The organism is Mycobacterium sp. (assembly GCF_044223235.1).
GTDB lineage: Bacteria > Actinomycetota > Actinomycetes > Mycobacteriales > Mycobacteriaceae > Mycobacterium.
Genome location: NZ_JBGAME010000003.1, coordinates 298,246 through 318,176 on the forward strand (window position 1 = coordinate 298,246; position 19,931 = coordinate 318,176).

Sequence of the window (19,931 nt, forward strand, 5' to 3'; positions counted from 1 at the left end):
TCGGAGCGTTATCCGAATGGGCAGGTGAACAGTTCGTAAATTAACTGTCTAAATGGGTAGTCGTGAGCCTGAATATGACAGCTGACATATTCGGTCGTTTGTCTGCATGAGAGCGTTCTCATGAGTGCGGGGTCATGACCAGCACGAGATTGCTCACCAGGAACTCGCGCAGCACCGGTGCGCGAGTCATCCACCACGCCCATCGTGGGTGGTAGCGGGGAAATGCGGCGAGCAGCGCCCCGGTGCTGTGTGCCCACTGCAGGCCGTCGGCCGCGGAGACGGCGAATAGCGACGATCCGTAGTTGTTCTTGGGCTGATGGCCATGTTTGCGGGTGTAGCGGGCGGCCGCTCGCTCACCGCCCAGATAGTGGGTCAGGCCCATCTCATGGCCGCCGAACGGGCCGTGCCACACCGTATAGGACAGGATCGCCAGACCGCCGGGCCTGGTCACCCGGAGCATCTCGCGGCCAAGGCGCCACGGCTCCCTGACGTGTTCTGCGACGTTGGACGACAGGCAGACATCAACGCTGCCATCGGCAAATGGCAACGCCATTCCGGATGCGCGTACGTAGGCGGCGCCGCGGTCGACCGCCGCGAGCGGCGCATCGGATCCCGCCGCGAGCGGCGCCTCGGGCAGCACCCCGTGCAGTTCGCCGGGATCCGGTTCGACGCCGATGTAGCGCATGCCCCGGCGTCCGAACGCCGCGGCGAAATAACCAGGACCACCACCGACGTCGAGCACCGTCTGACCGCCGGGTGCCGTTCCGGTGGCCGACCGCCACAGGTCGGCCACCATTTCGGCGGTGTCAGCGGCCAGCGCACCGTAGAAGCGGGCCGGATCGCGCTGCTCGAACCGGAATTCGGCGAGCAGCCGCATCGAGCGGCTCAGCGTCGCGCGGCGCGCGAAGAGATCAGTGGCAGCCACCGGACAGACCCTAGGGGGCGGGCTGCCCATGGGCGATCCCGCCCCGCGACGGGCGCGAGGTGCGCCCCGGTTTGCGTCTAGTGTGGTCCGGGTGTCCGTTCGCCCGCTGAGGTCCGTGCTGCTGTTGTGCTGGCGCGACACCGGCCATCCGCAGGGCGGTGGCAGCGAGGCATATCTGCAGCGGATCGGCGCCGAATTGGCCGCGACCGGCGTCGGCGTGACATTGCGCACCGCCCGATATCCCGGTGCACCCCGCCGCGAGGTGGTCGGCGGCGTCCACATCAGCCGCGCCGGTGGCAGATATTCGGTGTACGTGTGGGCGTTGCTGGCGATGGCCGCGGCGCGGCTCGGGCTCGGCCCGCTGCGGGCGGTACGCCCCGATGTGGTCGTCGACACGCAGAACGGATTGCCGTTCATGGCCCGCCTGGTGTTCGGCAGGCGGGTCGCGGTGCTGGTCCACCACTGCCACCGCGAGCAATGGCCGGTGGCCGGCGCGCTGACCGGCCGGATCGGCTGGTTCGTCGAATCCTTCGTCTCGCCGCGGGTGCATCGCCGCAATCAGTACGTGACGGTGTCGCTGCCGTCGGCGCGGGACCTGACCGAGCTGGGCGTCGACGACGACCGGATCGCGGTGGTGCGCAACGGGCTCGACGAGGCCCCGCCCCACACCCTGAGTCTGCCGAGATCCGCCACCCCCCGGGTGGCGGTGCTGTCCAGGCTGGTGCCGCACAAACAGATCGAGGACGCCCTCGACGCCGTCGCCAGGCTGCGGCCGCGGATGCCAGATCTGCATTTGGACATCGTCGGCGACGGTTGGTGGCGCCACCGGTTGGTCGAGCACGCCGAGCGGCTGGGCATCTCCGACGCCGTGACCTTCCACGGACACGTCGGCGACGGCGTCAAACACGTCGTGCTGCAGAGGTGCTGGGTACATGTGCTGCCGTCGCGGAAGGAAGGCTGGGGACTTGCCGTCGTCGAAGCGGCACAGCATGCGGTTCCCACCATCGGCTACCGGTCCTCGGGCGGGCTGAACGATTCGATCGTCGACGGCGTCACCGGCCTGCTCGTCGACGACCGCAGGCACCTCAGCGACGCGCTGGAGCGGGTGCTGTCCGACCGGGTGCTGCGCGAGCAGTTGGGCGTGAAGGCCCAGGCCCGCAGCGAGGAGTTCTCGTGGCCGCAGACCGCGGACGCGATGCGGCTGGTGCTCGCGTCGATGCGCGCCGGGGTCCTCGTCAGCGGCGTCGTCTGATCGCGGACACCCTGCCTGCCAACAGGCCGACCAGCCCGGCGCACAGCGTCGCCAGCCACACCAGATGCGCGGCGATCGCCAGGCCCCGATGCGCGGCGGCCGGATGGTCGCCGCCCACCCGGTAGACGGCGATGCTGTCGTCGCGGTAGGCCAACCCCAGCCCGGCCGGTGCCGCGTCCGCGGCACCCGCTCCCTGCCCGTCTTCCGCCCTGTCTTTCTCCCTGTCTTTCTCGAGGACCAGCCAGCCGACGCCCGCACGGGCCAGCTCCTCGGCCGGTGCGCCGTCGAGCAGCAGCCACTCCACGTGGCGGGCCCGGTTGCCCTCGCCCGGTACGGTCTGCCCGCCGATGATCAGGTCTCCGCTGGTCAGCACGTCGGCGTGCACCCAGCGGGGTAGCGGATCCAGCACGGGTGCCTCACCGGCCCAGCCGAAGTCGCGCATGCTGGCGGCGGGCAGCACCGCCACCGGGCGCGGATCGGCGTTGATCACCGCCGCGGCGGCCGCCCAGCCGGGCGGGTAGTGCACCGGCACGACCCGGCCGCCCACACCCCACGCCAGGTCGGGCAGCATCGCGACGATCAGCGCACAGGCCACCGCGGCGGTGGCCGGCGCGGGTATCCAGCGCCGCAGGGTGAGCACCGCACCCGCGCCCGCCAGCGCATAGCCCGGCATCGCCAGCGCGACCCACTTCTGCCCGTCGCGGACGACGCCGAGGCCGGGGACGGTCCGCACGGCCGACTCCACGACCGCCAATCCCGGTCCGGTGGCCATCGCGGCGGGCAGCACGACCGCGGCCGCCGCAAGGATCAGTAATGGCGCCGCGGCGCGGCGACGCGCCACGGCGGGCAGACCCGCCCCTATCACTGCGAGCAGCACCAGGGTGGCGACCACGGCGAACGACGTCGTCCGCGACGGCGGGACCGCCTCGCTGTTCCAGATCCCGCCGAGGCCGGCGAGGCTGCCCAACGTGCCAAGACCGGGTTCGGCCCGCGCCGCGAACGCGTGGATGCCCGCTGCGGGATCCGGCGCCGGTTGGGACACCGAGCCCGACACCGACACCGCGACCAGCCACGGTGTGGCTGCGAGCGCCGCTACACCCAGCGACACCGCGGCCACCGGCAGCCGGCCCGCACCCCCGTCGCCCGCGGCCGAATCCCCGGCGGCCCCGACGCTGACCAGCGCCACCACCGCCGCGAGCAGCAACCCGGTCGGTGTCAGGCCTGCCAGCGCCAGCCAGAACACCAGCGGCCACCAGTCGCCCGTGCCGGTGCGCAGCCGCAGCACCGCCACAGCCACCCACGGCAGGCATCCATACCCGACCAGCAAACTCCAATGCCCCTGAAGCAGGCGTTCGGCGACATAGGGATTCCAGATCGCGACCGTGGCTGCGACCAGCTGGCCCGGCACGCCCGCGTCGGGCAGGACGGTCGCGGCCAGCCGCGCGGCGCCCCAGCCCGCCAGCCACAGGCCCACCACCAGCAACGCCTTGACGACCAGGCCGCCATCGAGGACCTGCGATGCGGCCGACACCGCGAAGTCCTGCGGCACCGCCCGCGGCGCGGCTTCGGCGAGCCCGAGCGCCGCATCGGTGAGATACGACCGCGGCGTCGACACCGCGTCCCTGAGCAGCAGGTATCCGGGCGCCAGCAGCGGCGCGTTCACCGCGAGCGCCAGCACCAGCGGGTATCCGGGTGCCAGCAGCGTTTGCGCCCTCACGGGTGCGTCAGTCCGCGATATCAGACCGGTCTGTCCGGTGGCAGATCAGTCGGCCGCTGGGCCGGCAACTTCTCGGTCTTCGCCTCGGCGCCCGGCACCGGCTTGCCCTCGGTGTCCGTGCCGAAGAAGCCGTGGCCGGCGTCGTCAAGGCCCGGGTCGATCAGTGCGGATTCGGCGCGCAGGCTGAACGATCCGAGCAGCGCCCCGCCCACCAGGGTCAGCAGGCCCGTCGCGGTGAACGCGATCGGCAGGATGCGACCCCACAGCGCCAGCCGGTCGCGCTCGTCGCGGGCGCTGGCGACCTGAGACTCCACCGTCTGCTCGTCGGAGCTGACCTTGTAGTCCACGTAGGTGAGCTCAGGTCTGAGCGCCTCGCGCGCGTAGTACTGGAAGCCGTGTTGGTCGGCCTTGACGATGGTGCCCGACACCGGATCCACCCAGAACGTGCGCTGCGCGGCGTAGAAGCGGCTCATGGTGACCGTTTCCTCTGGTTCGCCGGGCAGACCCCACTGCACCGCCCGGGCGGTCACCCGGCTGTCCTCGTCGTTGTCGTACAGCGAGGAGTATTCGATCGGGTCGGCGAGCTTCCCGTCGGCGTCGTAGCCGACGTTCTGGGTGAACCTGTAGGTGGTCAGGCCGTTGACGTCTTCTTCTCCGTCGTAGTTGGCGTCGAACGCCTTCTGCGCGATCGGGTCGAAGAACGGGTAGGTCTTCTTCTCGGTGTCGAAGGGGAACCGGTAGGTCAGCCCCTCGTGGGGCAGCGCGATATTCGTCGGCGGGGTGTCGTCCTCGATGGCCCGCGGCCGCTGGACCGCACCACCGGGGTTGGTGTCACTGGATACCGCCATCGCCGTCGTGCGATCCACCGTGACGGTGTCCACCATGGCCAGCAGCAGACCGTTGTCCTGTTGTTTGTCCGCCCGCCGCAGCGTGCTGCCGACCTGCAGGGTGACGACGTCCGCGTTGGCCGGCGCCTCGACGCTGACCTGCTGCTGCAGGACCACGGGAACGTTCTCGTCCACGACAAACCGCTCACCTGAAAGCGACGCCGGATCGAATGCCGTACCCGTGCCGTTGCTGACCAGCGTCGTGTCGATGTCGAGCGGAATCTTGGCGATCTTGCCCTTGGTGTAGGTGGTGAGCAACAGCGCGGCGATCAGAAGGGCAGCACCGAGCCCTAACAGTCCGCATGCCGCGATACGCAGCGCCACTGCGCGGTTCAAGCCGTGCCCTCCTTTGGTTCGGGCTTACCCCAATCCGGTGCCGTCGACCGCCTGCGCCGGGTCGCTCCCGCGCGCCCGGCAACGCACCTCCACCCGCTTACGGCGGAGCGGTGGAGGCAAACCCGTACGACCCTAACAGCAGAGAATAAAGGCGTACTTACTACACGCGTGGGCGACGTGGTCCCACCTGGTTGGGCTCTCCTCGTCCGGCACGGCACACTGGGTGCCGTGGCGGGTTCCGGTGAAGCAGGCGGGACGCGCGGCTTTCTTCCCGCGGTGGAAGGGCTGCGCGCGTGCGCCGCGATCGGCGTCGTCGTCACCCATGCCGCATTCCAGACCGGGCACACCGAGGGTTTCTGGGGCCGGGTGTGGGGCCGATTCGACCTCGCCGTTGCCGTCTTCTTCGCGCTGTCGGGCTTCCTGTTGTGGCGGGGTCACGCCGCGGCCGCCCGTGGCCTACGCCCCCGACCGCCGACGGGGCACTACCTGCGTTCGCGGGTGGTCAGGATCATGCCCGGCTATCTGGTCGCGGTCGTCGTGATCATGATGCTGCTTCCCGGCGCCGCGGACACCCGCGACGATCTGACCGTCTGGCTGGCCAACCTGACCCTCACACAGATCTACGTGCCGCTGACGCTGACCGCCGGCCTGACCCAGATGTGGAGCCTGTCGGTCGAGGTGAGCTTCTATCTGGCGCTGCCGCTGATGGCGCTGCTGATGCGGCGCTGCCCGGTGCGCGCCAGGATCCCGGTCCTGCTGGCCATGGCGTTCGCCAGCCTGTTGTGGGTGCAGATTCCGTTCGACGGGTCGTCGGGCCACAATGCCTGGAACTGGCCGCCCGCGTTCCTGTCCTGGTTCGCCGCGGGGATGGTGCTCGCCGAGCTGACGGTCAGCCCGGTCGGCTGGATGCACCGGCTCGCGCGGCGGCGGGTGGTGATGGCCGCGATCGCCCTGGCCGCGTTCGCGGTGGCGGCCTCGCCGCTGGCCGCGGTGGAGGGTCTGCATCCGGGCACGGTTCACCAGGTCACGGTCAAGATTGCGGTCGGCGCCGTGCTGGCCTACGTGCTGATGGCGCCGCTGGTGCTCGACCGCCCCGACACCTCCCACCGGATTCTGGGCAGCCCGGCGCTGGTCACCCTGGGGCGCTGGTCCTACGGCCTGTTCGTCTGGCATCTGGCCGCGCTGGCGATGGTGTTCCCGATGATCGGCGAGTTCCCGTTCAACGGGAAGATGCCCGCTGTGCTGGCGCTGACGCTGTTGTTCGGGTTCGCGATGGCAATGGTCAGCTACGCGCTGGTCGAGCATCCGTGCAGGCAGGCGCTGCGCAACTGGGAATACCGGCGGCGTGAGCGCATCCCGCCGCTGGACAGTTCGGTCAGTGCGACGCCGGAGCCTGCTGCCGCCCGGTGATCGTCGCCGACGCATCCTCCTCCGGCGAACCCTCCGGGGAAGCGGGGTCGGCGACGGGACGCGGAGGCCAGCTCAGCGTCGACGCCGCCACGGCGGCCACCGAGATCAACGCCAGGGCCTGCACCCCGGATGAATGGCCGACGTAGCCGTCGACCGAGCGCCACGGATGCTGGGAGAGTGCCGCACCGGCCAGCAGGAATCCGCCGGCCGCGGCGGTGACGGTGATCCGCTCGCACAGCGTCTCGCGGTCGCGCAGCAGATACCGGATGCTCAGCGCGCCGAGCATCGCCACCGCGCCGGCCACCCCCGCGATCAGGGTGCCGAACGCGACCACCCCGATCCCCACCGCGGTTTTGCCCGGATGCCAGGGCAGGGCCGGTTGGCAGGGCCCGCCGGAACGGCGTGAGGGCACCAGTGCCAGCGCCGCCAGCAGCGGCAACAACCCGAGCCCGACGATCAACCCGGCGCGGTAGAGCGTGTTGGAGCCGAACGTCACGGTGACGGTTCCCGACGTCCCCGCCGGGAGCACCCACCCCTGCTGCCAGCCGTTGACGACGATCGGTGTCAGCGATGCGCCGTTGGCGGACCGGGCCGTCCAGCCCGGGTTGACGCTTTCTGGCACCACGAGCACGCGCTGTGTGGGTGAGGCGTGCACGTCGACTTCGCGGTGATCGCTGACCCACGACACGATATCGGCGGGAGTGGTTGCGGCGGTGGTGATGTGGTCGGCCTGCGGGGTAGACAGCTGAGCACCGTCGACGGTGAAGCCGGACCCAGGGCTGATGAGCAACTCCTGATCGCCCGCGGGCAGCGTGATCGGTTCCGCCCTGCACGGCAGGGCCGCGATCGGTTCACCGTCGAGCAGCGCGGCGACGGTGGTGCTCACCGACGTCGGCACGAACTGCCCGGCGATGCCGATGATGGGGCCCTGCCCGCACGGCACCGAGATGTGCCGGGCCCGGTTGCCTGCGGCGTCGGCGGCGCCGATCGGAACACCGTGCACGTCGAGGACGGCGACGTCGGCCAGCCCCGGCGGTTTGAGCTGATCGAATCCGATTGCGGTGCGGTCGATTACGTCCGCCCAGTCCACGATTGACAGCGAGATGGTGTCGGTCACGTGGGGCTGGAGCGCGAACGTCTGCGTGCCCTCGCCGGGGGTGAGCCTGCGGACCTGCGGCCCATCGCCCAGATTCACCGACACCATCGTGGGATGCGCCGGTGGCTGACTGACGCTCGGCGTAATCCGCAGCGCCGCAACCGCAGTGGGGGCGGGCAGCTTCAGGGTCAGGGTGGCCGGGCTGCGGTGCTGCACGACGCGCTGAGGTGCCGTCCACGACGTGCGCGGGTCGCCGTCGGTGGCCGCGAACGCCGAGCCGAGCACGTCGAGGGGGTCGGCGTCACCGCGGGCGCGCGTGGTGCCCGGCTCGGCAATCAGATCGGCCAGGTTGGGACCCTGCCGCGCCCTCACCCATACCGTCGGGCGCACCGTCGTGGGCTCGGGGACGCTCAACGTGCGGCTCATGTTGACCGGCTCCTCCGGCGCCAGTGACATCGCGGCGGAGCACCTGACACCGTCGGGTCCGTCGACGCAGCCGGGCCGCCCGAGCAGTTCGGAGCCCAGATCCCATTGCGCCACTTCAGATCCGGGTGGCGGGCCGGGCACGAGCACCGTGTGGCGCAGGTTGAGGGGGTGAGCGAACCCCGACGCGTCGTACTGGGTGACCGAAAGGTCGGTGATGCCGAACTGCACGCCGCCCGTCCCGTCGTCGGTTCCCACCGCGGTGATCCGCACCCACGGTGTCTCGCCGTAGGGCAACGCCACCGTCAGCGGCATGCCCGGCTCGTCGAAGCTGCGGGTGCTTGTGCCGTTGACGGTGGACACCTCGATGCGGCGGACCTGTGCGCCGATCGCCGTCGCGCTTGGCGTGATGGTGAGGGTGGCGTTGGTGACCGGATGGTCGAAGTCGATCTGCAGCCATTGGCCGACCGCGGACTGCAAGGCGTTGGACACCCAGCTCGTCGACGCGTCGCCGTCGATCGCGGCGGCCGGACCGCTGGCCGGGGCGACGTTGGGCAGCGCGGTGGAATCCGCAGCCGAACTCGACACCGTCAGGCGCCCGCCGTACCACTGGCCGTACACCGGGTCCGCGCCGGTGGCGGGATAGTCGGGTACCCGGTTGAACGTATGCCTGACGTCGTCGGGTGTGCGGATCGCCGAGGAGTGGTCGTCGACGCGGCCGTAGTCGGTCTCCCGCGCGGTGGGGGTGTCGGTGACGGTGACCAGCGGCGCGGGCAGACCGGCCCGGCGCGCGTCCTGGGTCAACAGCATCGGTCCCAGCGGGGGCCGATCGAGCAGCCGGCGCCGCTCGTCGATCCGTAGCAGCGCCTCGGGCCCACCGTCGACCCGCGCCATCGCGTTGGTGTCCGCCAGATACGGCGCCGCCGGGTTCACGCCGCCCGCGTCAACGCGGTAGATCTCCACGGCGGGGTAGCGGGGCCGCAGACCGCTGTCGGTGACGAACCCCTCCAGCGTTCCGGGTCCGACGGGGTCGCCGAACTGGGCGACCTGCGACAGCCCGGGCGAACCGTCGATGGCGCGGTGCACCAGCAGTGGCCGCGCCGACCGTGACGTCTCGGGATCCAGGTCGTTGCGCACCACGACGTAGGAGATCCCCTGCCTGGCGAGGGTGTCGGCCAGTCCGGCCGACGGCCTGCCCGCCGCGATCAGCCGCTGCACCGAATCGAGGGCTCTGATGGTCTCCGGAGGCGTCAGCGGGATCGAGTCGCGAACCCCCCACGGGCTGTCGCCGAGCACCTGCAGCGGCTCATCGTGGCTGTTCCCCCACACCTGCGTGGCGAACGGTGCGCCGGGGACCACGAGCACACGGCCGGGAGTGGCGTCGCCGGCGCCGGTGTTGTGCTCGTCCAGCCAGCCCGCCGCGTCATGCCAGTACTGCGGGATCGCCGTGAACGAACCGGGTGGGGTCAGCCTGCCCGTCCACGCCAGCGAGGTTCCCGCGGCCAGCGCGGCGAGCACGACGATGCCGACCGCCACCCGCTTGTCCCGCTCGGGGTGGGTGAACGCCGCCAGCCACACCGGTCGCGGAACGCTGCCGGGAAGGGGGACGCGGCCCATCAGGTGAGTGACCCCGAGGGCCAGCGGCAGCCGGATCACCGGATCCAGCTTGTGCAGATTGCGCAGCGGCGTGCCGTCGCCGTCGAGGAACGCCTGAACCTGGTGGGCGATCGGCGATCCCAGGCCGCCGGAATACCCCGCCGCCAGCAGCGTCACGCCGATCAGCAGCATGGTGATCAGCCGGCCCCTTGCGGGCATCGTGCGCATCGCCAGGCCTGCCAGCCCGGCGGCGGCGACCACCGTCGTCGCAAGGACCGCGACAGAGCCGGTGACCAGCGATGCGCCCGCGGTGGCGGTCGGCGCCACGAACGGCGTCCAGCTGCCGGTGCCGCGCAGCATCTCCGTCAGCGACATCCACTGGGTGGTGACGCCGGAGGACTCGATGAAGTCGAGGAACGGCGGGCTGACGCGGCCCAGCAGCAGCAGCGCCGTCACCCACCACACGATCGCCAGCGCGCAACAGGGCAGCCACCATGCGGTGAATCGGCGCCACACGGGGTTGGGTCGGTGGCTTGCCCACCAGATCACGGCGGGTAGGCATGCCGTGAGTGTGGCGACCGCGTTGACCGCGCCCATCAGCGCGACGGCCAGTGCGGAGCGGGCCGCCAGCACACGCAGCGACTGCTGTCCCGGCGGCGCTTCCGCCGTCACGCGCTCGAGCGCCGTCCCGCGCCGCAGCGCGGTGACCACAGGGAGGAGCACCCACGGCGCCAGCATCATCGGCAGGGTCTCCGACGAGATCGCGCCGAGCGTGGTGAGCACGCGGGGGGAAAGGGCGAACGCGAGCGCGCCGAGGACGCGCGACGTCGGGCTGCCGATGCCGAGAGCCTCGGCGACCCGCAGCAGCCCCCAGAACCCGGCGGTCAACAGCAACGCCCACCACAGCCGCTGGGTCACCCAAGCGGGCATGCCGAGCGAGTCGCCGATCAGGAAGAACGTGCCGTGGGGGAACAGATACCCATACGCCTGGTTCTGCGCCTGGCCGAACGGCAGTTCGCTGTTCCACAGGTTGGCCGCGCGGGCGAGAAACCGCACCGGGTTGGCGGTCAGGTCGAGCTTGGTGTCGGGTGAGATCTGTCCCGGTGACTGGGCGAAAGTCAGGGCCAGCGCCGACGCACCGACCAGCCACAACCAGCGCCGCGACAGCGGCACCGGCGGGCAGCTAGGTCCGGTCGCCGTACTCGACCCGGTTGAGCACCGATGACGCCGGATCGCCCGCCTGCAGCGGGGGCTTGCTGTCCTGCTGCACCATCAACGTCACACCGAATACAGCGGCAGCGCCCAGCAACAGCCCGACCACGACACTGGCCGCAGAGGGCACGATGAACCGCTCCATGCGGCCAACGTAGCATGCGGCCCCCACCTGTCCCCGGACCCGCGAAGCGTCATTGACCCGGAGGGACGATCAGCACCGGGCGGTGTCCGTACCGCAACACGTGGTCGGCGATGCTCGACTGCACCAGCGATCGCAGGCCGGTGGTGCCGCGGGTTCCGGTGACGATCAGGTCGGCATCCATCGCGTCGGCGGCCTCTATGATCGTGGACCACACCGACCCGGTGATCTGTGCGCACAAGGGTTCGGCGGACAGCCCGACGGAACGCGCCAACAGCAGCCCCTCGGCGTTGATGCGCTGCGCGTCTGCCAGCGCCATGTCGACGTCGCCGTCGGCGTCCGGCGGGTCGGGGGGACCGTCGAAATCAGAGACACCGGGTCGTGTCCGCGTTGCGCAGGCGACCACACCGTGATCACCACCGCCCGGTTGGCCGCCAGCAGGCGTCCCGCGTACTGCACCGCACGGCGGGCGTTTCTGGTGCCGCCGTATGCGATCACCATGACCGTCTCTGCCTCGGCGGTCACCTAGGGCACCTCCCTGATCGCATATCGCCGCACACCAGCGTCGTCGCCAGATATTGGGCTCCGTGGCCGCAGCCGCTACCGTGGGGGCCCATGGCCTTGCCCCGAACGGTCGTCCGGCTTGTTTCCGGGCAGCCCCGACCTCCGCTGCACCGTCGACATGGCCGCCTCCGGTCCACTGTCTGCGCCGCGGCCGCGCTTCCGCTGCTCGCCGCCTGCGCGACACCCGCCGAACAGCCCGCCGCAGCCGCCCCACCGCCGGCCACGACGACCGCGGTCGCCCCGGCTGCCCCCATCGCACCGCTGAACGGCCCGCTGCCCGCCGCGCCACCGGGGCCGGTCTGCGGTGACAACCAGGCGCTGCTCGCCGGACTGACCACCCGCGACAAGCTCGCCCAGCTGCTGATGGTGGGTGTGACCGGTGCCGCCGACGCGCGCGCCGTCGTCGCCGACCATCATGTCGGCGGAATCTTCATCGGCAGCTGGACGGATCTGTCGATGCTGTCGAACGGCTCGCTGGCCGACATCGCCGGGTCGTCCGGTCCGCTGGCGCTGGCGGTCAGCGTGGACGAGGAGGGCGGCAGGGTGTCACGGCTGGCACCCCTCATCGGTAGCCAGCCGTCGCCGCGCGTGCTGGCGCAGAACTACTCGGCCGACGACGTCTACCGCATCGCGCGCGACCGCGGCAGCAAGATGCGCGCGCTGGGCATCACGATCGACTTCGCTCCCGTTGCCGACGTCACCGACGCGTCCGCCGATTCGGTCATCGGCGATCGGTCGTTCAGCGCCGATCCGGCCGTGGTGACGGAATATGCGGGTGCCTACGCGCGCGGGCTGCGCGACGCCGGGGTGCTGCCGGTGCTCAAACACTTCCCCGGGCACGGCAATGCCTCCGGCGATTCGCACACCGGCGGCGTCGTCACGCCGGCGCTGGCCGATTTGGAAAGCTATGACCTGGTGCCTTACCGGACCTTGACGGCCCAGGCGCCGGTGGGTGTGATGGTGGGCCACATGGAGGTTCCCGGCCTCACCGGTTCCGATCCGGCGAGCCTCAGCCCGGCCGCCTACGGGCTACTACGGTCGGGCGGGTACGGCGGTCCGCCGTTCGCGGGTCCGGTGTTCACCGACGACCTGTCGAGCATGCGGGCGGTGTCCGCCCGCTACGGCGTGGCGGAGGCGGTGCTGCGGGCGCTTCAGGCGGGTGCGGACACCGCGCTGTGGGTGACGACGGGTGAGGTGCCCGCGGTGCTGGACCGGCTCGAGAGTGCGGTCACGGCGGGGGAGCTGAGCATGCCCGCGGTCGACGGGTCGGTGCTGCGGATGGCCGCGGTCAAGGGTCCGGCGCCGCGGTGCGGCGGATAAAGCCCGGCCGCGGTGCGGCGGATAAAGCCCGGCCGCAGTGCGGCGGATAAAGCCCCGCCGCAGTGCGGCGGGTAGCGCCGAGTCCGCAGCGGGATAGCCGGCGAAGGCGCCCGGAGCGCTGACCCGGCGTCGATTGCTTACCCTGAAGCGATGGCTGGTGGGACGAAACGTTTGCCGCGCGCGGTCCGTGAGCAACAGATGCTCGACGCCGCGGTGCAGATGTTCTCCGTCAACGGCTACCACGAGACCTCGATGGATGCGATCGCTGCGGAGGCGCAGATCTCCAAGCCGATGCTGTACCTGTACTACGGGTCCAAGGAGGAACTCTTCGGCGCCTGCCTCAACCGGGAGCTGACGCGTTTCGTCGACGTGGTGCGCGCCGACATCGATTTCACCCAGAGCCCGAAAGACCTGCTGCGCAATGCGGTGCTGTCGTTCCTGAACTACATCGACGCCAACCGGGCCTCCTGGATCGTGCTGTACACCCAGGCCACCAGCTCGCAGGCGTTCGCGCACACGGTGCGGGAGGGTCGTGAGCGGATCGTCGACCTGGTTGGTCGGCTGCTGCGCTCGGGCACCCGCCATCCCGATCCCGACACCGACTTCGACATGATGGCGGTCGCGCTGGTGGGCGCCGGGGAGGCGATCGCTGCGCGGGTGAGCGTCGGCGACGCCGACGTGGACGAGGCCGCGGAGCTGATGATCAACCTGTTCTGGCGCGGTTTGAAGGGCGCCGGCACCGAGAAGGAGGCGAAGGACGCGGGCGCAGTCGTCGCCACGGAGCCCCAGCGAGTGTGAACCCTGGGTGGCGACTCGCCGAGGGAGTCCGCCCTGACTGCACACTCGGCGATCGGCGTCACCCTGGCGATTCGCTGACCACCCGGATCAGGGCGGGCAGGCCGAGCAGCAGGGCCGCGCGTTCCTGCGGGGACATCGCGGCGGTCCACACCCGATACTTGTCGCCGTAGCTCCGGGACACCCTGGTGTGGAAGGCGCGGCCCTCATCGGTGAGACGCAGCCGGTAGACGCGCCGGTTCGCCGGGTCGCGGTCCCGCGCCACCAGACCCTTTCGCTCGAGATCGGCGATCATCCGGCTGACGGTGCTCTTCTCGAGGTGCAGCCGCGCGGCCAGGTCCCGCTGGGACAGCCCCTCGCCGTGGTCGAGCTCGTGGATGGCGTAGGCCTGCGAGAGGGAGACCGGCAGACCGGGCAGCTCCTGGTCGGGCTGCAGCAGTCCGGCGACGCGCACGAGGTGCATGAACAGCTCGTGCAGTCGGTCGGAGTCGTCGGTGGTCACCGCGGCCGCCTCCCGTTCTGGGTTGTGCCGCACAACTATAAGACGGTACCGTCGTAGTTGATAGTTGTGTGACACAACTCTGGAGGTGTGTGATGCGCGCTCACGTGCACGGCAATCGCCCGGCCTTCTTCGAGGGACGGGCCAGCCGAATCTACGATTTCATCGCCCGCAGGCCGCTACGGCGGCTCTACCGGCGGATCGCCGACGATCTTGTCGAGTTCATCCCGGATGGCGCCGATGTGCTCGATGTCGGCACTGGGCCGGGGGTGTTGCTGGTCGAACTGGCCGAACGACGTCCTGACTTGCGGGTGACCGGTGTCGACCTGTCGGCGGACATGGTGGCGGCGGCTCGTCGTAACACCGGCCGATTCGGGGATCGGGTCTCTGCGCAGATCGCGGATGTGGCGGGGCTGCCGTTCGCCGACGATTCCTTCGACGCGGTGGTGACCTCCTACAGCTTGCATCACTGGGATGACCCGGCCGGCGCCGTTCCTGAGCTGGATCGGGTGCTGCGGCCCGGTGGACGGCTGTACGTCTACGACTTCGAGCTCGCGCCGTTCGACGTGCTCACCCGGACCGCCTCTGAGCGTGGTGTGTTGTCCGGTGCGCCGGTGCGCACCACGACGATCCAGACCGGTGTGCCGTTCTTCTCCTCGTGCGTGCGACAGACGATGACCGCCCGTAACCGCTTGGGCCACAACCCGTCCTTGTGATCTGACAACAGCGCACGGGCTACCGCCGATCCGCGCGGTCGCCGAGTATCGAGATCATGACCGATGTGCTCGCCACCAGACCGTTCACCAGAACGTGGGTGCTGCGCGACCTGGACCATCCCGCGGAGCTTTTTGCCCACATCACGCCGAACTGGTTCGCCTCGGTGATGGGAACCGGGATCGTGGCCAACGCGGCTGCGGTGCTACCCGTGCGCATCCCCGGTCTGCGCGACTTCGCCACGGCGGTGTGGCTGCTTGCGGCGCTGGCGCTCATTCTGCTCAGCTGTGCATTCGCCACACACTGGATCCGGCACCGCGCCAGCGCCAAAGGCTATGCGGTGCATCGGGTTTTCGTGCACTTCTACGGGGCACCCGCGATGGCGCTGCTGACGGTCGGCGCGGGCACACTGCTGCTTGGCCCGCCGGTGATCGGCGCCCGGGCCGCAGTGACCGTCGACATAGTGCTGTGGGCCCTCGGCACGGCTCTCGGCCTGCTGGTGAGCGTCTGGGTGCCGTTCACGATGATCACCGGCGGCAGTGACCAGGTCGTCGCGCTGCCTGCGTGGATGATGCCGGTCGTGCCCCCGATGGTGTCGGCGAGCACCGGTGCGCTGTTGCTTCCGCACGCGGGTGCGGGCCAGTTCGGCCTGACCATGCTCGTGGCGTGCTACGCGATGTTCGGGCTGAGCCTGTTCGTCGGAATGATCACCATGGCAATGGTTTACGCGCGTTTGGTCCACGGCGGTCTTCCCGAGGTGCAGTCGATACCCACGGTGTGGATCACGATCGGCCTGATCGGGCAGTCGATCACCGCCGCCAACATGCTGGCCGCCAATGCCGGCTCGGTGCTGATCGGCGAACAGGCCGGGTTGCTGGCGGCACTACATGGCTTCGGCGTGGTCTTCGGCCTGGTGATGGGTGGATTCGGAGCGTTCGTGTTTTGCCTGGCGACGGCGTTGACGGCACACGCGGCGCGGCGGGGGCTTCGCTTCACCCTGACCTGGTGGAGTTTCACCTTCCCGGTCGGCACGTGCGTTACCGGGGCAGCCGCACTGGGCGTTGCCGCCGGGGTGCAGGTGCTGAGCCAGCTGGCGGTTCTGCTCTATATCGCCCTTGTCGCGGCCTGGGGAGTCGTGGCGGCGAACACGGTCAAGGGGTCGTGGTCGGGTCGGCTGTTCCGTTCGTGATCACCGCCGGTTGACGACCCTGTCGCAGAAGCGGGCGCAAGGAGGGGCGGAGAAACGCCGACGGGCACCCCGCGATGGGGTGCCCGTTGAGCGTGGAGATTTAGCGGCCGCTGTGCTGCACGGTGGTGTCGACGTGGGGGACGGTGACGGTGGGTTGGATGTCCTGGATCCAGCCGTGGTGGTCGATGTCGGCCTGGGCTGGGGCGGCGAAGCCGAACAGGCCTGCGGCCAGGGCGCCTGCGGTCAGGGCGGAGAGGGTGAACTTCTTCATGGTGATCACTCCCGGTGATGTCGTAGCGGCGGTGAAGCGGTGGTGCTTCGTGCCGGTCTGACTGTCTAACGAACAGGCCTGCGGCCAGGGCGCCTGCGGTCAGGGCGGAGAGGGTGAACTTCTTCATGGTGATCACTCCCGGTGATGTCGTAGCGGCGGTGAAGCGGTGGTGCTTCGTGCCGGTCTGACTGTCTAAACCAGCAGGTCAGCGGATTAATTCCAGTGGCAGAAATTGATCGCCGACTGGCAGAAACCGGTCGGTCGCGGCCGCGCTGAGCGACCCTCGCAGCCCCCTCGATCCGTCGAAATCTGCGCAGTGATCGTGAAACCGTTGACGGCGCTGCCCTCAGGCAGACGTCGGCGTCCGCGAGGCCGTCGCAATGTGACTGAGCAGATCGCGAACCGCCCCCGCGGGTGGGGTACGAGCGCCTGCCCACACTGCCCGAAGCTCGCGCCGCAGGTCGAGCCCGGCCACGGCGATCGCACGTAACCTGCCCACGGCGAGGTCGTCGGCAACCGCGAGCCGGCTCATCACGGCTGGACCCGCGCCGGCGAGCACCGCCGCGCGCATCGCCGTCGACGAGGACAACTCGATTGCCGGCGGCACGGCCCCGGCCGACGGTCCCAGCACGTGCTCCAGCGCACTCTGGAGATAATCCCTTGTGCCGGAGCCTTGTTCACGCATCACAAGTGCCGTTCCCGCGAGCTCTCCCGCGGCTATCGGTGCCGACCGGCGGGCCCATCGATGGGTCGGCGGCACGACTACGACGAGGTCGTCGTGGGAGATCACACGCGTCCGCAAGCCCTTGGGCACCCAAGGGCTCTCGATGAATCCGAGGTCGGCCGCGCCCCCGCGCACGGCGGCGATGACCTGATCGCTGTTGGCCGCGGTGAGGATCACCTCGGGAGCGGCACTGCCATGCCTGCTCGCCGATGCCTGGAGCATCACCAGCCACCTCGGCATCAGGTGTTCGGCGATGGTGAGGCTGGCGATCACCTTGATGCGGCTGCGGCCCTCACTGCGCAGCGAAGCCAGACCCGCGTCGACCCGTTCGGCGACTTCGATGAGTTGACCGGCCCATTCCGAGGCGACGACGCCCGCAGGCGTCAATTGCGAACCCCGCGTGCTGCGTCGAACCAGGATCACCCCGGTCTGGCCCTCGATGGAGGCCAGGCGGGCGGAGACGGCCTGCTGGGTGAGGCCCAGTTCGCGACCGGCTCCGCCGAGGCTGCCCGTTCTGGCGATCGCCATGAGCACCTCGAACGCCCGCAGGTCGGGCATGTGCGTACTGAGCGGCATGGGACATCGTAGCGCCCACAATCAGTGTTTGTGGCCAACCTAGCCTGGCACCGGTACGTCGAACGGCGTAAGTTCGCGTCTACTCCCACTGGGGAGGATTGGCGGCCATCGCGGGCTGCCGAGGGAAGGCGTCATGGCCATCTACCCACACCGATGCGCGGAGCACGGGGTCGTCGGCCGCAGCTACCCGACGGGATCGGCTCCCGTGTCGATAGCCATCGAGCGCCATGCGTAATCGGCGGAGTCCCCTTGAACCACAGGTGAATCCAGTATTCATCGAGCAGTGAGGAGCGAGAAGTCAGCAGCTGAATCATTCCGTCCAGCGAACATCCGAGGAGGCCTTCCATGCCCGCACCCACCGATGCCGAGCTCTTCGAGCTCGGCGATTTCACGCTCCAGAACGGCCAGACGCTTCGCGACGCGAAGCTCGCCTACAAGACCTACGGCACGCTCAACGCCGACAAGAACAATGCCATCGTCTACCCGACCTGGTTCTCGGGGTGGCACACCAGCAACGAGTGGCTCATCGGCACCGACAAGACGCTGAACCCGGACGAATGGTTCATCGTGGTGCCGAACATGCTCGGCAACGGCTTGTCGTCGTCGCCGTCGAATACCCCGGCTCCGTACGACCATGCGCGGTTCCCGTCGGTGACGTTCCACGACCAGGTCGAGGCGCAGCACAAACTCATCACCGAGAAGTTCGGCATCTCGACGATTGCACTCGTGACGGGCTGGTCGATGGGTGCCGGTCAGACCTACCAGTGGGCGGTCAGCCACTCCGACATGGTCGAGCGGGCGGCGCCGTTCTGCGGATCGAGCATCACCGCGCCGCACAACAAGGTCTTCCTGGAGTCACTGGAAGTCGCGCTCACGGCGGATGCCGCGTGGGCCGACGGTGATTACCGCGCCGATTCGCCTCCGGTCAAAGGTCTGAGGGCGTTCGCCCGCATCTACTCCGGGTGGGGCTTTTCCCAGGCGTTCTACTGGGAAGAGGAGTGGCGCAAGCTGGGCTTCACATCCTTCGATGACTTCCTGTTCGGATTCTGGGAGAACTTCTTCCGGGACGGCCGCGATCCCAACAACCTCATCGCGATGCTGCACACCTGGCACGGTGGAAATGTCGGCAACACACCAGGATTCGGTGGCGACGTCGAGAAGGCGCTGCGTTCGATCAGGTGCCCGCTGCTGGCGATGCCGGCCGAGAAGGATCTCTACTTCCCTCCCGAGGACGAGGTGTGGGCCAGCCGGTTCATCGAGCGCGGTGAAGTCCGCGTCATCCCCGGCATCTGGGGCCATTTCGCCGGCGGCGGCGTCAACCCGGTCGATACGGCCTTCATCGACGACGGAATCCGTGAACTGCTGTCGAAACCCGGTCGGTCAGGCCTGATCTGACGCGCGACCCGCAATCAGCGCTCCCTCAATGCGCCGACACCGTGCCCGTCAGGTGCGGGTAGCCCTTGGTCAGGTGCCGCAGCGTGAGGCCCCAGCGCTGGGAGGTGCGGTCGACGTAGAGACCGGCGCTGGCGGGCAGCACTACCGGTTTGGCGAACCGCACCGAATACCGCACCGCATCGGGCAGCTGACCCTCGATGTTGGCGAGAACCGCTGCCGCGGTGAACATCCCGTGCGCAATGACGGTTGGGAAGCCGAACAGCCTGGCGGCCACCGGATTGGTGTGGATCGGGTTGTGGTCACCGCCGACCGATGCGTAGTGCCGGATCTGACCGGGTGTGATCCGCAGCACCGAGTTGGGGGGTCCCGGCTTGGGCTGTTTGGGTGGTTCGGGTTTGGGCTCGTCGGACAGACTGGTGCGCTGCTGATGGAGGAAGGTCGTCACCTGGTGCCAGGCCGCTTCGTTACCGACCTTGACGTCGGTCACCACGTCCGCCAGCAGACCGCGACGGTGCTCGCGCAGGTTCTCGGTGCGCGTCGTCACGGAGACGGTATCGGTGACCAGAATCGGTCGGAACTGCGTGATGTGGTTCTCCAGATGGACCGAACCCATTGCGGCAAAGGGAAAGTCGAAGCCGGTGACCAGAGACATCATCGTCGGGAAGGTCAGCGCGAACGGGTACGTGAGCGGAACCGCATCGCCGAACCGCAGCCCGGTGACGGCAGCGTACTCGGCGACGTTGGCCCGGTCGATGGCGACGTCCTCGACCGCCAGGGTGCGGTCGGGCAACTGGTCGCCGCGCGGTACGAACGGCAACGCGCCCGCGGCCGCGCGCACCAAGTTCATCAATCCGGACGGCTGTCCCATGCTGTCCACCCTAGTGATCG

Annotated in this window: 17 protein-coding genes; 7 read left to right on the forward strand and 10 right to left on the reverse strand. The window is 69.5% G+C overall.

Features of this window, described 5'->3' with window-relative positions; genetic code table 11:
* Positions 1 to 118: 118 nt before the first annotated feature.
* Positions 119 to 925: a class I SAM-dependent methyltransferase gene (locus tag ADBZ6K_RS07175; RefSeq protein WP_526345177.1), complete on the reverse strand. Its 807-nt coding sequence runs from the start codon at positions 923 to 925 to the stop codon at positions 119 to 121.
* Positions 926 to 1,016: 91 nt separating this feature from the next.
* Here ADBZ6K_RS07175 and ADBZ6K_RS07180 point away from each other — a divergent pair, with 91 nt between their 5' ends.
* Positions 1,017 to 2,177, forward strand: coding sequence for a glycosyltransferase family 4 protein (locus ADBZ6K_RS07180; protein WP_526345178.1), 1,161 nt, complete (start codon positions 1,017 to 1,019; stop codon positions 2,175 to 2,177).
* Here ADBZ6K_RS07180 and ADBZ6K_RS07185 read toward each other — a convergent pair.
* Positions 2,161 to 3,894, reverse strand: a complete 1,734-nt coding sequence (locus tag ADBZ6K_RS07185) for an MmpA family trehalose lipid delivery protein (RefSeq protein WP_526345179.1) — start codon at positions 3,892 to 3,894, stop codon at positions 2,161 to 2,163. The two genes, ADBZ6K_RS07180 and ADBZ6K_RS07185, sit on opposite strands and share 17 nt — an antisense overlap.
* Before the next feature lie 20 nt (positions 3,895 to 3,914).
* Entirely contained in the window at positions 3,915 to 5,117 is a 1,203-nt protein-coding gene (pgfA, locus tag ADBZ6K_RS07190) for a cell envelope lipid trafficking protein PgfA (protein ID WP_526345180.1), read from the reverse strand.
* A 228-nt stretch (positions 5,118 to 5,345) separates the two neighbouring features.
* Here pgfA and ADBZ6K_RS07195 point away from each other — a divergent pair, with 228 nt between their 5' ends.
* Positions 5,346 to 6,527, forward strand: a complete 1,182-nt coding sequence (locus ADBZ6K_RS07195; RefSeq protein WP_526345181.1) for an acyltransferase family protein — start codon at positions 5,346 to 5,348, stop codon at positions 6,525 to 6,527.
* On the opposite strand, the gene ADBZ6K_RS07200 is transcribed toward ADBZ6K_RS07195, so the two are convergent.
* The 3 genes from ADBZ6K_RS07200 to ADBZ6K_RS07210 are packed head-to-tail and all read right to left on the reverse strand — an operon-like array spanning position 6,493 to position 11,402.
* Complete coding sequence (locus ADBZ6K_RS07200) at positions 6,493 to 10,815, reverse strand: alpha-(1->3)-arabinofuranosyltransferase domain-containing protein (RefSeq protein ID WP_526345182.1); 4,323 nt, start codon at positions 10,813 to 10,815, stop codon at positions 6,493 to 6,495. The genes ADBZ6K_RS07195 and ADBZ6K_RS07200 overlap by 35 nt on opposite strands.
* Positions 10,816 to 10,825: 10 nt before the next feature.
* Complete coding sequence (locus ADBZ6K_RS07205; RefSeq protein WP_526345183.1) at positions 10,826 to 10,999, reverse strand: DUF2613 family protein; 174 nt, start codon at positions 10,997 to 10,999, stop codon at positions 10,826 to 10,828.
* A gap of 49 nt (positions 11,000 to 11,048) precedes the next feature.
* Complete coding sequence (locus tag ADBZ6K_RS07210; protein WP_526345184.1) at positions 11,049 to 11,402, reverse strand: universal stress protein; 354 nt, start codon at positions 11,400 to 11,402, stop codon at positions 11,049 to 11,051.
* Between the two features lie 209 nt (positions 11,403 to 11,611).
* Here ADBZ6K_RS07210 and ADBZ6K_RS07215 point away from each other — a divergent pair, with 209 nt between their 5' ends.
* On the forward strand, positions 11,612 to 12,880 hold the full coding sequence (locus ADBZ6K_RS07215) for a glycoside hydrolase family 3 N-terminal domain-containing protein (RefSeq protein WP_526345185.1): 1,269 nt from the start codon (positions 11,612 to 11,614) through the stop codon (positions 12,878 to 12,880).
* A 150-nt stretch (positions 12,881 to 13,030) separates the two neighbouring features.
* A complete protein-coding gene (locus ADBZ6K_RS07220; protein WP_526345186.1) occupies positions 13,031 to 13,678 on the forward strand; it encodes a TetR/AcrR family transcriptional regulator in 648 nt (215 codons plus the stop codon).
* Between the two features lie 58 nt (positions 13,679 to 13,736).
* Here the strand turns inward: ADBZ6K_RS07220 and ADBZ6K_RS07225 are convergent, their stop codons facing one another.
* Positions 13,737 to 14,210 carry a MarR family winged helix-turn-helix transcriptional regulator gene (locus tag ADBZ6K_RS07225; protein ID WP_526345187.1) on the reverse strand — a complete coding sequence of 158 codons (474 nt, stop codon included), beginning with the start codon at positions 14,208 to 14,210 and terminating at the stop codon, positions 13,737 to 13,739.
* Between the two features lie 59 nt (positions 14,211 to 14,269).
* Between ADBZ6K_RS07225 and ADBZ6K_RS07230 the strand changes: the two genes are divergently transcribed.
* A complete protein-coding gene (locus tag ADBZ6K_RS07230) occupies positions 14,270 to 14,890 on the forward strand; it encodes a class I SAM-dependent methyltransferase (protein ID WP_526345188.1) in 621 nt (206 codons plus the stop codon).
* Positions 14,891 to 14,946: 56 nt separating this feature from the next.
* Positions 14,947 to 16,077 carry a TDT family transporter gene (locus tag ADBZ6K_RS07235; RefSeq protein ID WP_526345189.1) on the forward strand — a complete coding sequence of 377 codons (1,131 nt, stop codon included), beginning with the start codon at positions 14,947 to 14,949 and terminating at the stop codon, positions 16,075 to 16,077.
* A 100-nt stretch (positions 16,078 to 16,177) separates the two neighbouring features.
* Here the strand turns inward: ADBZ6K_RS07235 and ADBZ6K_RS07240 are convergent, their stop codons facing one another.
* Both ADBZ6K_RS07240 and ADBZ6K_RS07245 read right to left on the reverse strand, forming a co-directional pair.
* Positions 16,178 to 16,348 carry a hypothetical protein gene (locus ADBZ6K_RS07240; RefSeq protein WP_526345190.1) on the reverse strand — a complete coding sequence of 57 codons (171 nt, stop codon included), beginning with the start codon at positions 16,346 to 16,348 and terminating at the stop codon, positions 16,178 to 16,180.
* Between the two features lie 346 nt (positions 16,349 to 16,694).
* On the reverse strand, positions 16,695 to 17,648 hold the full coding sequence (locus ADBZ6K_RS07245) for a LysR substrate-binding domain-containing protein (protein ID WP_526345191.1): 954 nt from the start codon (positions 17,646 to 17,648) through the stop codon (positions 16,695 to 16,697).
* Between the two features lie 345 nt (positions 17,649 to 17,993).
* Between ADBZ6K_RS07245 and ADBZ6K_RS07250 the strand changes: the two genes are divergently transcribed.
* On the forward strand, positions 17,994 to 19,043 hold the full coding sequence (locus tag ADBZ6K_RS07250; RefSeq protein WP_526345192.1) for an alpha/beta fold hydrolase: 1,050 nt from the start codon (positions 17,994 to 17,996) through the stop codon (positions 19,041 to 19,043).
* 25 nt (positions 19,044 to 19,068) lie between these two features.
* On the opposite strand, the gene ADBZ6K_RS07255 is transcribed toward ADBZ6K_RS07250, so the two are convergent.
* Positions 19,069 to 19,911: a MaoC/PaaZ C-terminal domain-containing protein gene (locus ADBZ6K_RS07255; RefSeq protein WP_526345193.1), complete on the reverse strand. Its 843-nt coding sequence runs from the start codon at positions 19,909 to 19,911 to the stop codon at positions 19,069 to 19,071.
* Positions 19,912 to 19,931 lie beyond the last annotated feature (20 nt).

Excerpts from the sequence above, each read along its gene's own strand:
- ADBZ6K_RS07205 (WP_526345183.1), bottom strand. The coding sequence starts at position 10,999 with ATGGAGCGGTTCATCGTGCCCTCTGCGGCCAGTGTCGTGGTCGGGCTG.
- ADBZ6K_RS07215 (WP_526345185.1), top strand. The coding sequence starts at position 11,612 with ATGGCCTTGCCCCGAACGGTCGTCCGGCTTGTTTCCGGGCAGCCCCGA.
- ADBZ6K_RS07220 (WP_526345186.1), top strand. The coding sequence starts at position 13,031 with ATGGCTGGTGGGACGAAACGTTTGCCGCGCGCGGTCCGTGAGCAACAG.
- ADBZ6K_RS07230 (WP_526345188.1), top strand. The coding sequence starts at position 14,270 with ATGCGCGCTCACGTGCACGGCAATCGCCCGGCCTTCTTCGAGGGACGG.
- ADBZ6K_RS07235 (WP_526345189.1), top strand. The coding sequence starts at position 14,947 with ATGACCGATGTGCTCGCCACCAGACCGTTCACCAGAACGTGGGTGCTG.
- ADBZ6K_RS07240 (WP_526345190.1), bottom strand. The coding sequence starts at position 16,348 with ATGAAGAAGTTCACCCTCTCCGCCCTGACCGCAGGCGCCCTGGCCGCA.
- ADBZ6K_RS07245 (WP_526345191.1), bottom strand. The coding sequence starts at position 17,648 with ATGCCGCTCAGTACGCACATGCCCGACCTGCGGGCGTTCGAGGTGCTC.
- ADBZ6K_RS07250 (WP_526345192.1), top strand. The coding sequence starts at position 17,994 with ATGCCCGCACCCACCGATGCCGAGCTCTTCGAGCTCGGCGATTTCACG.
- ADBZ6K_RS07255 (WP_526345193.1), bottom strand. The coding sequence starts at position 19,911 with ATGGGACAGCCGTCCGGATTGATGAACTTGGTGCGCGCGGCCGCGGGC.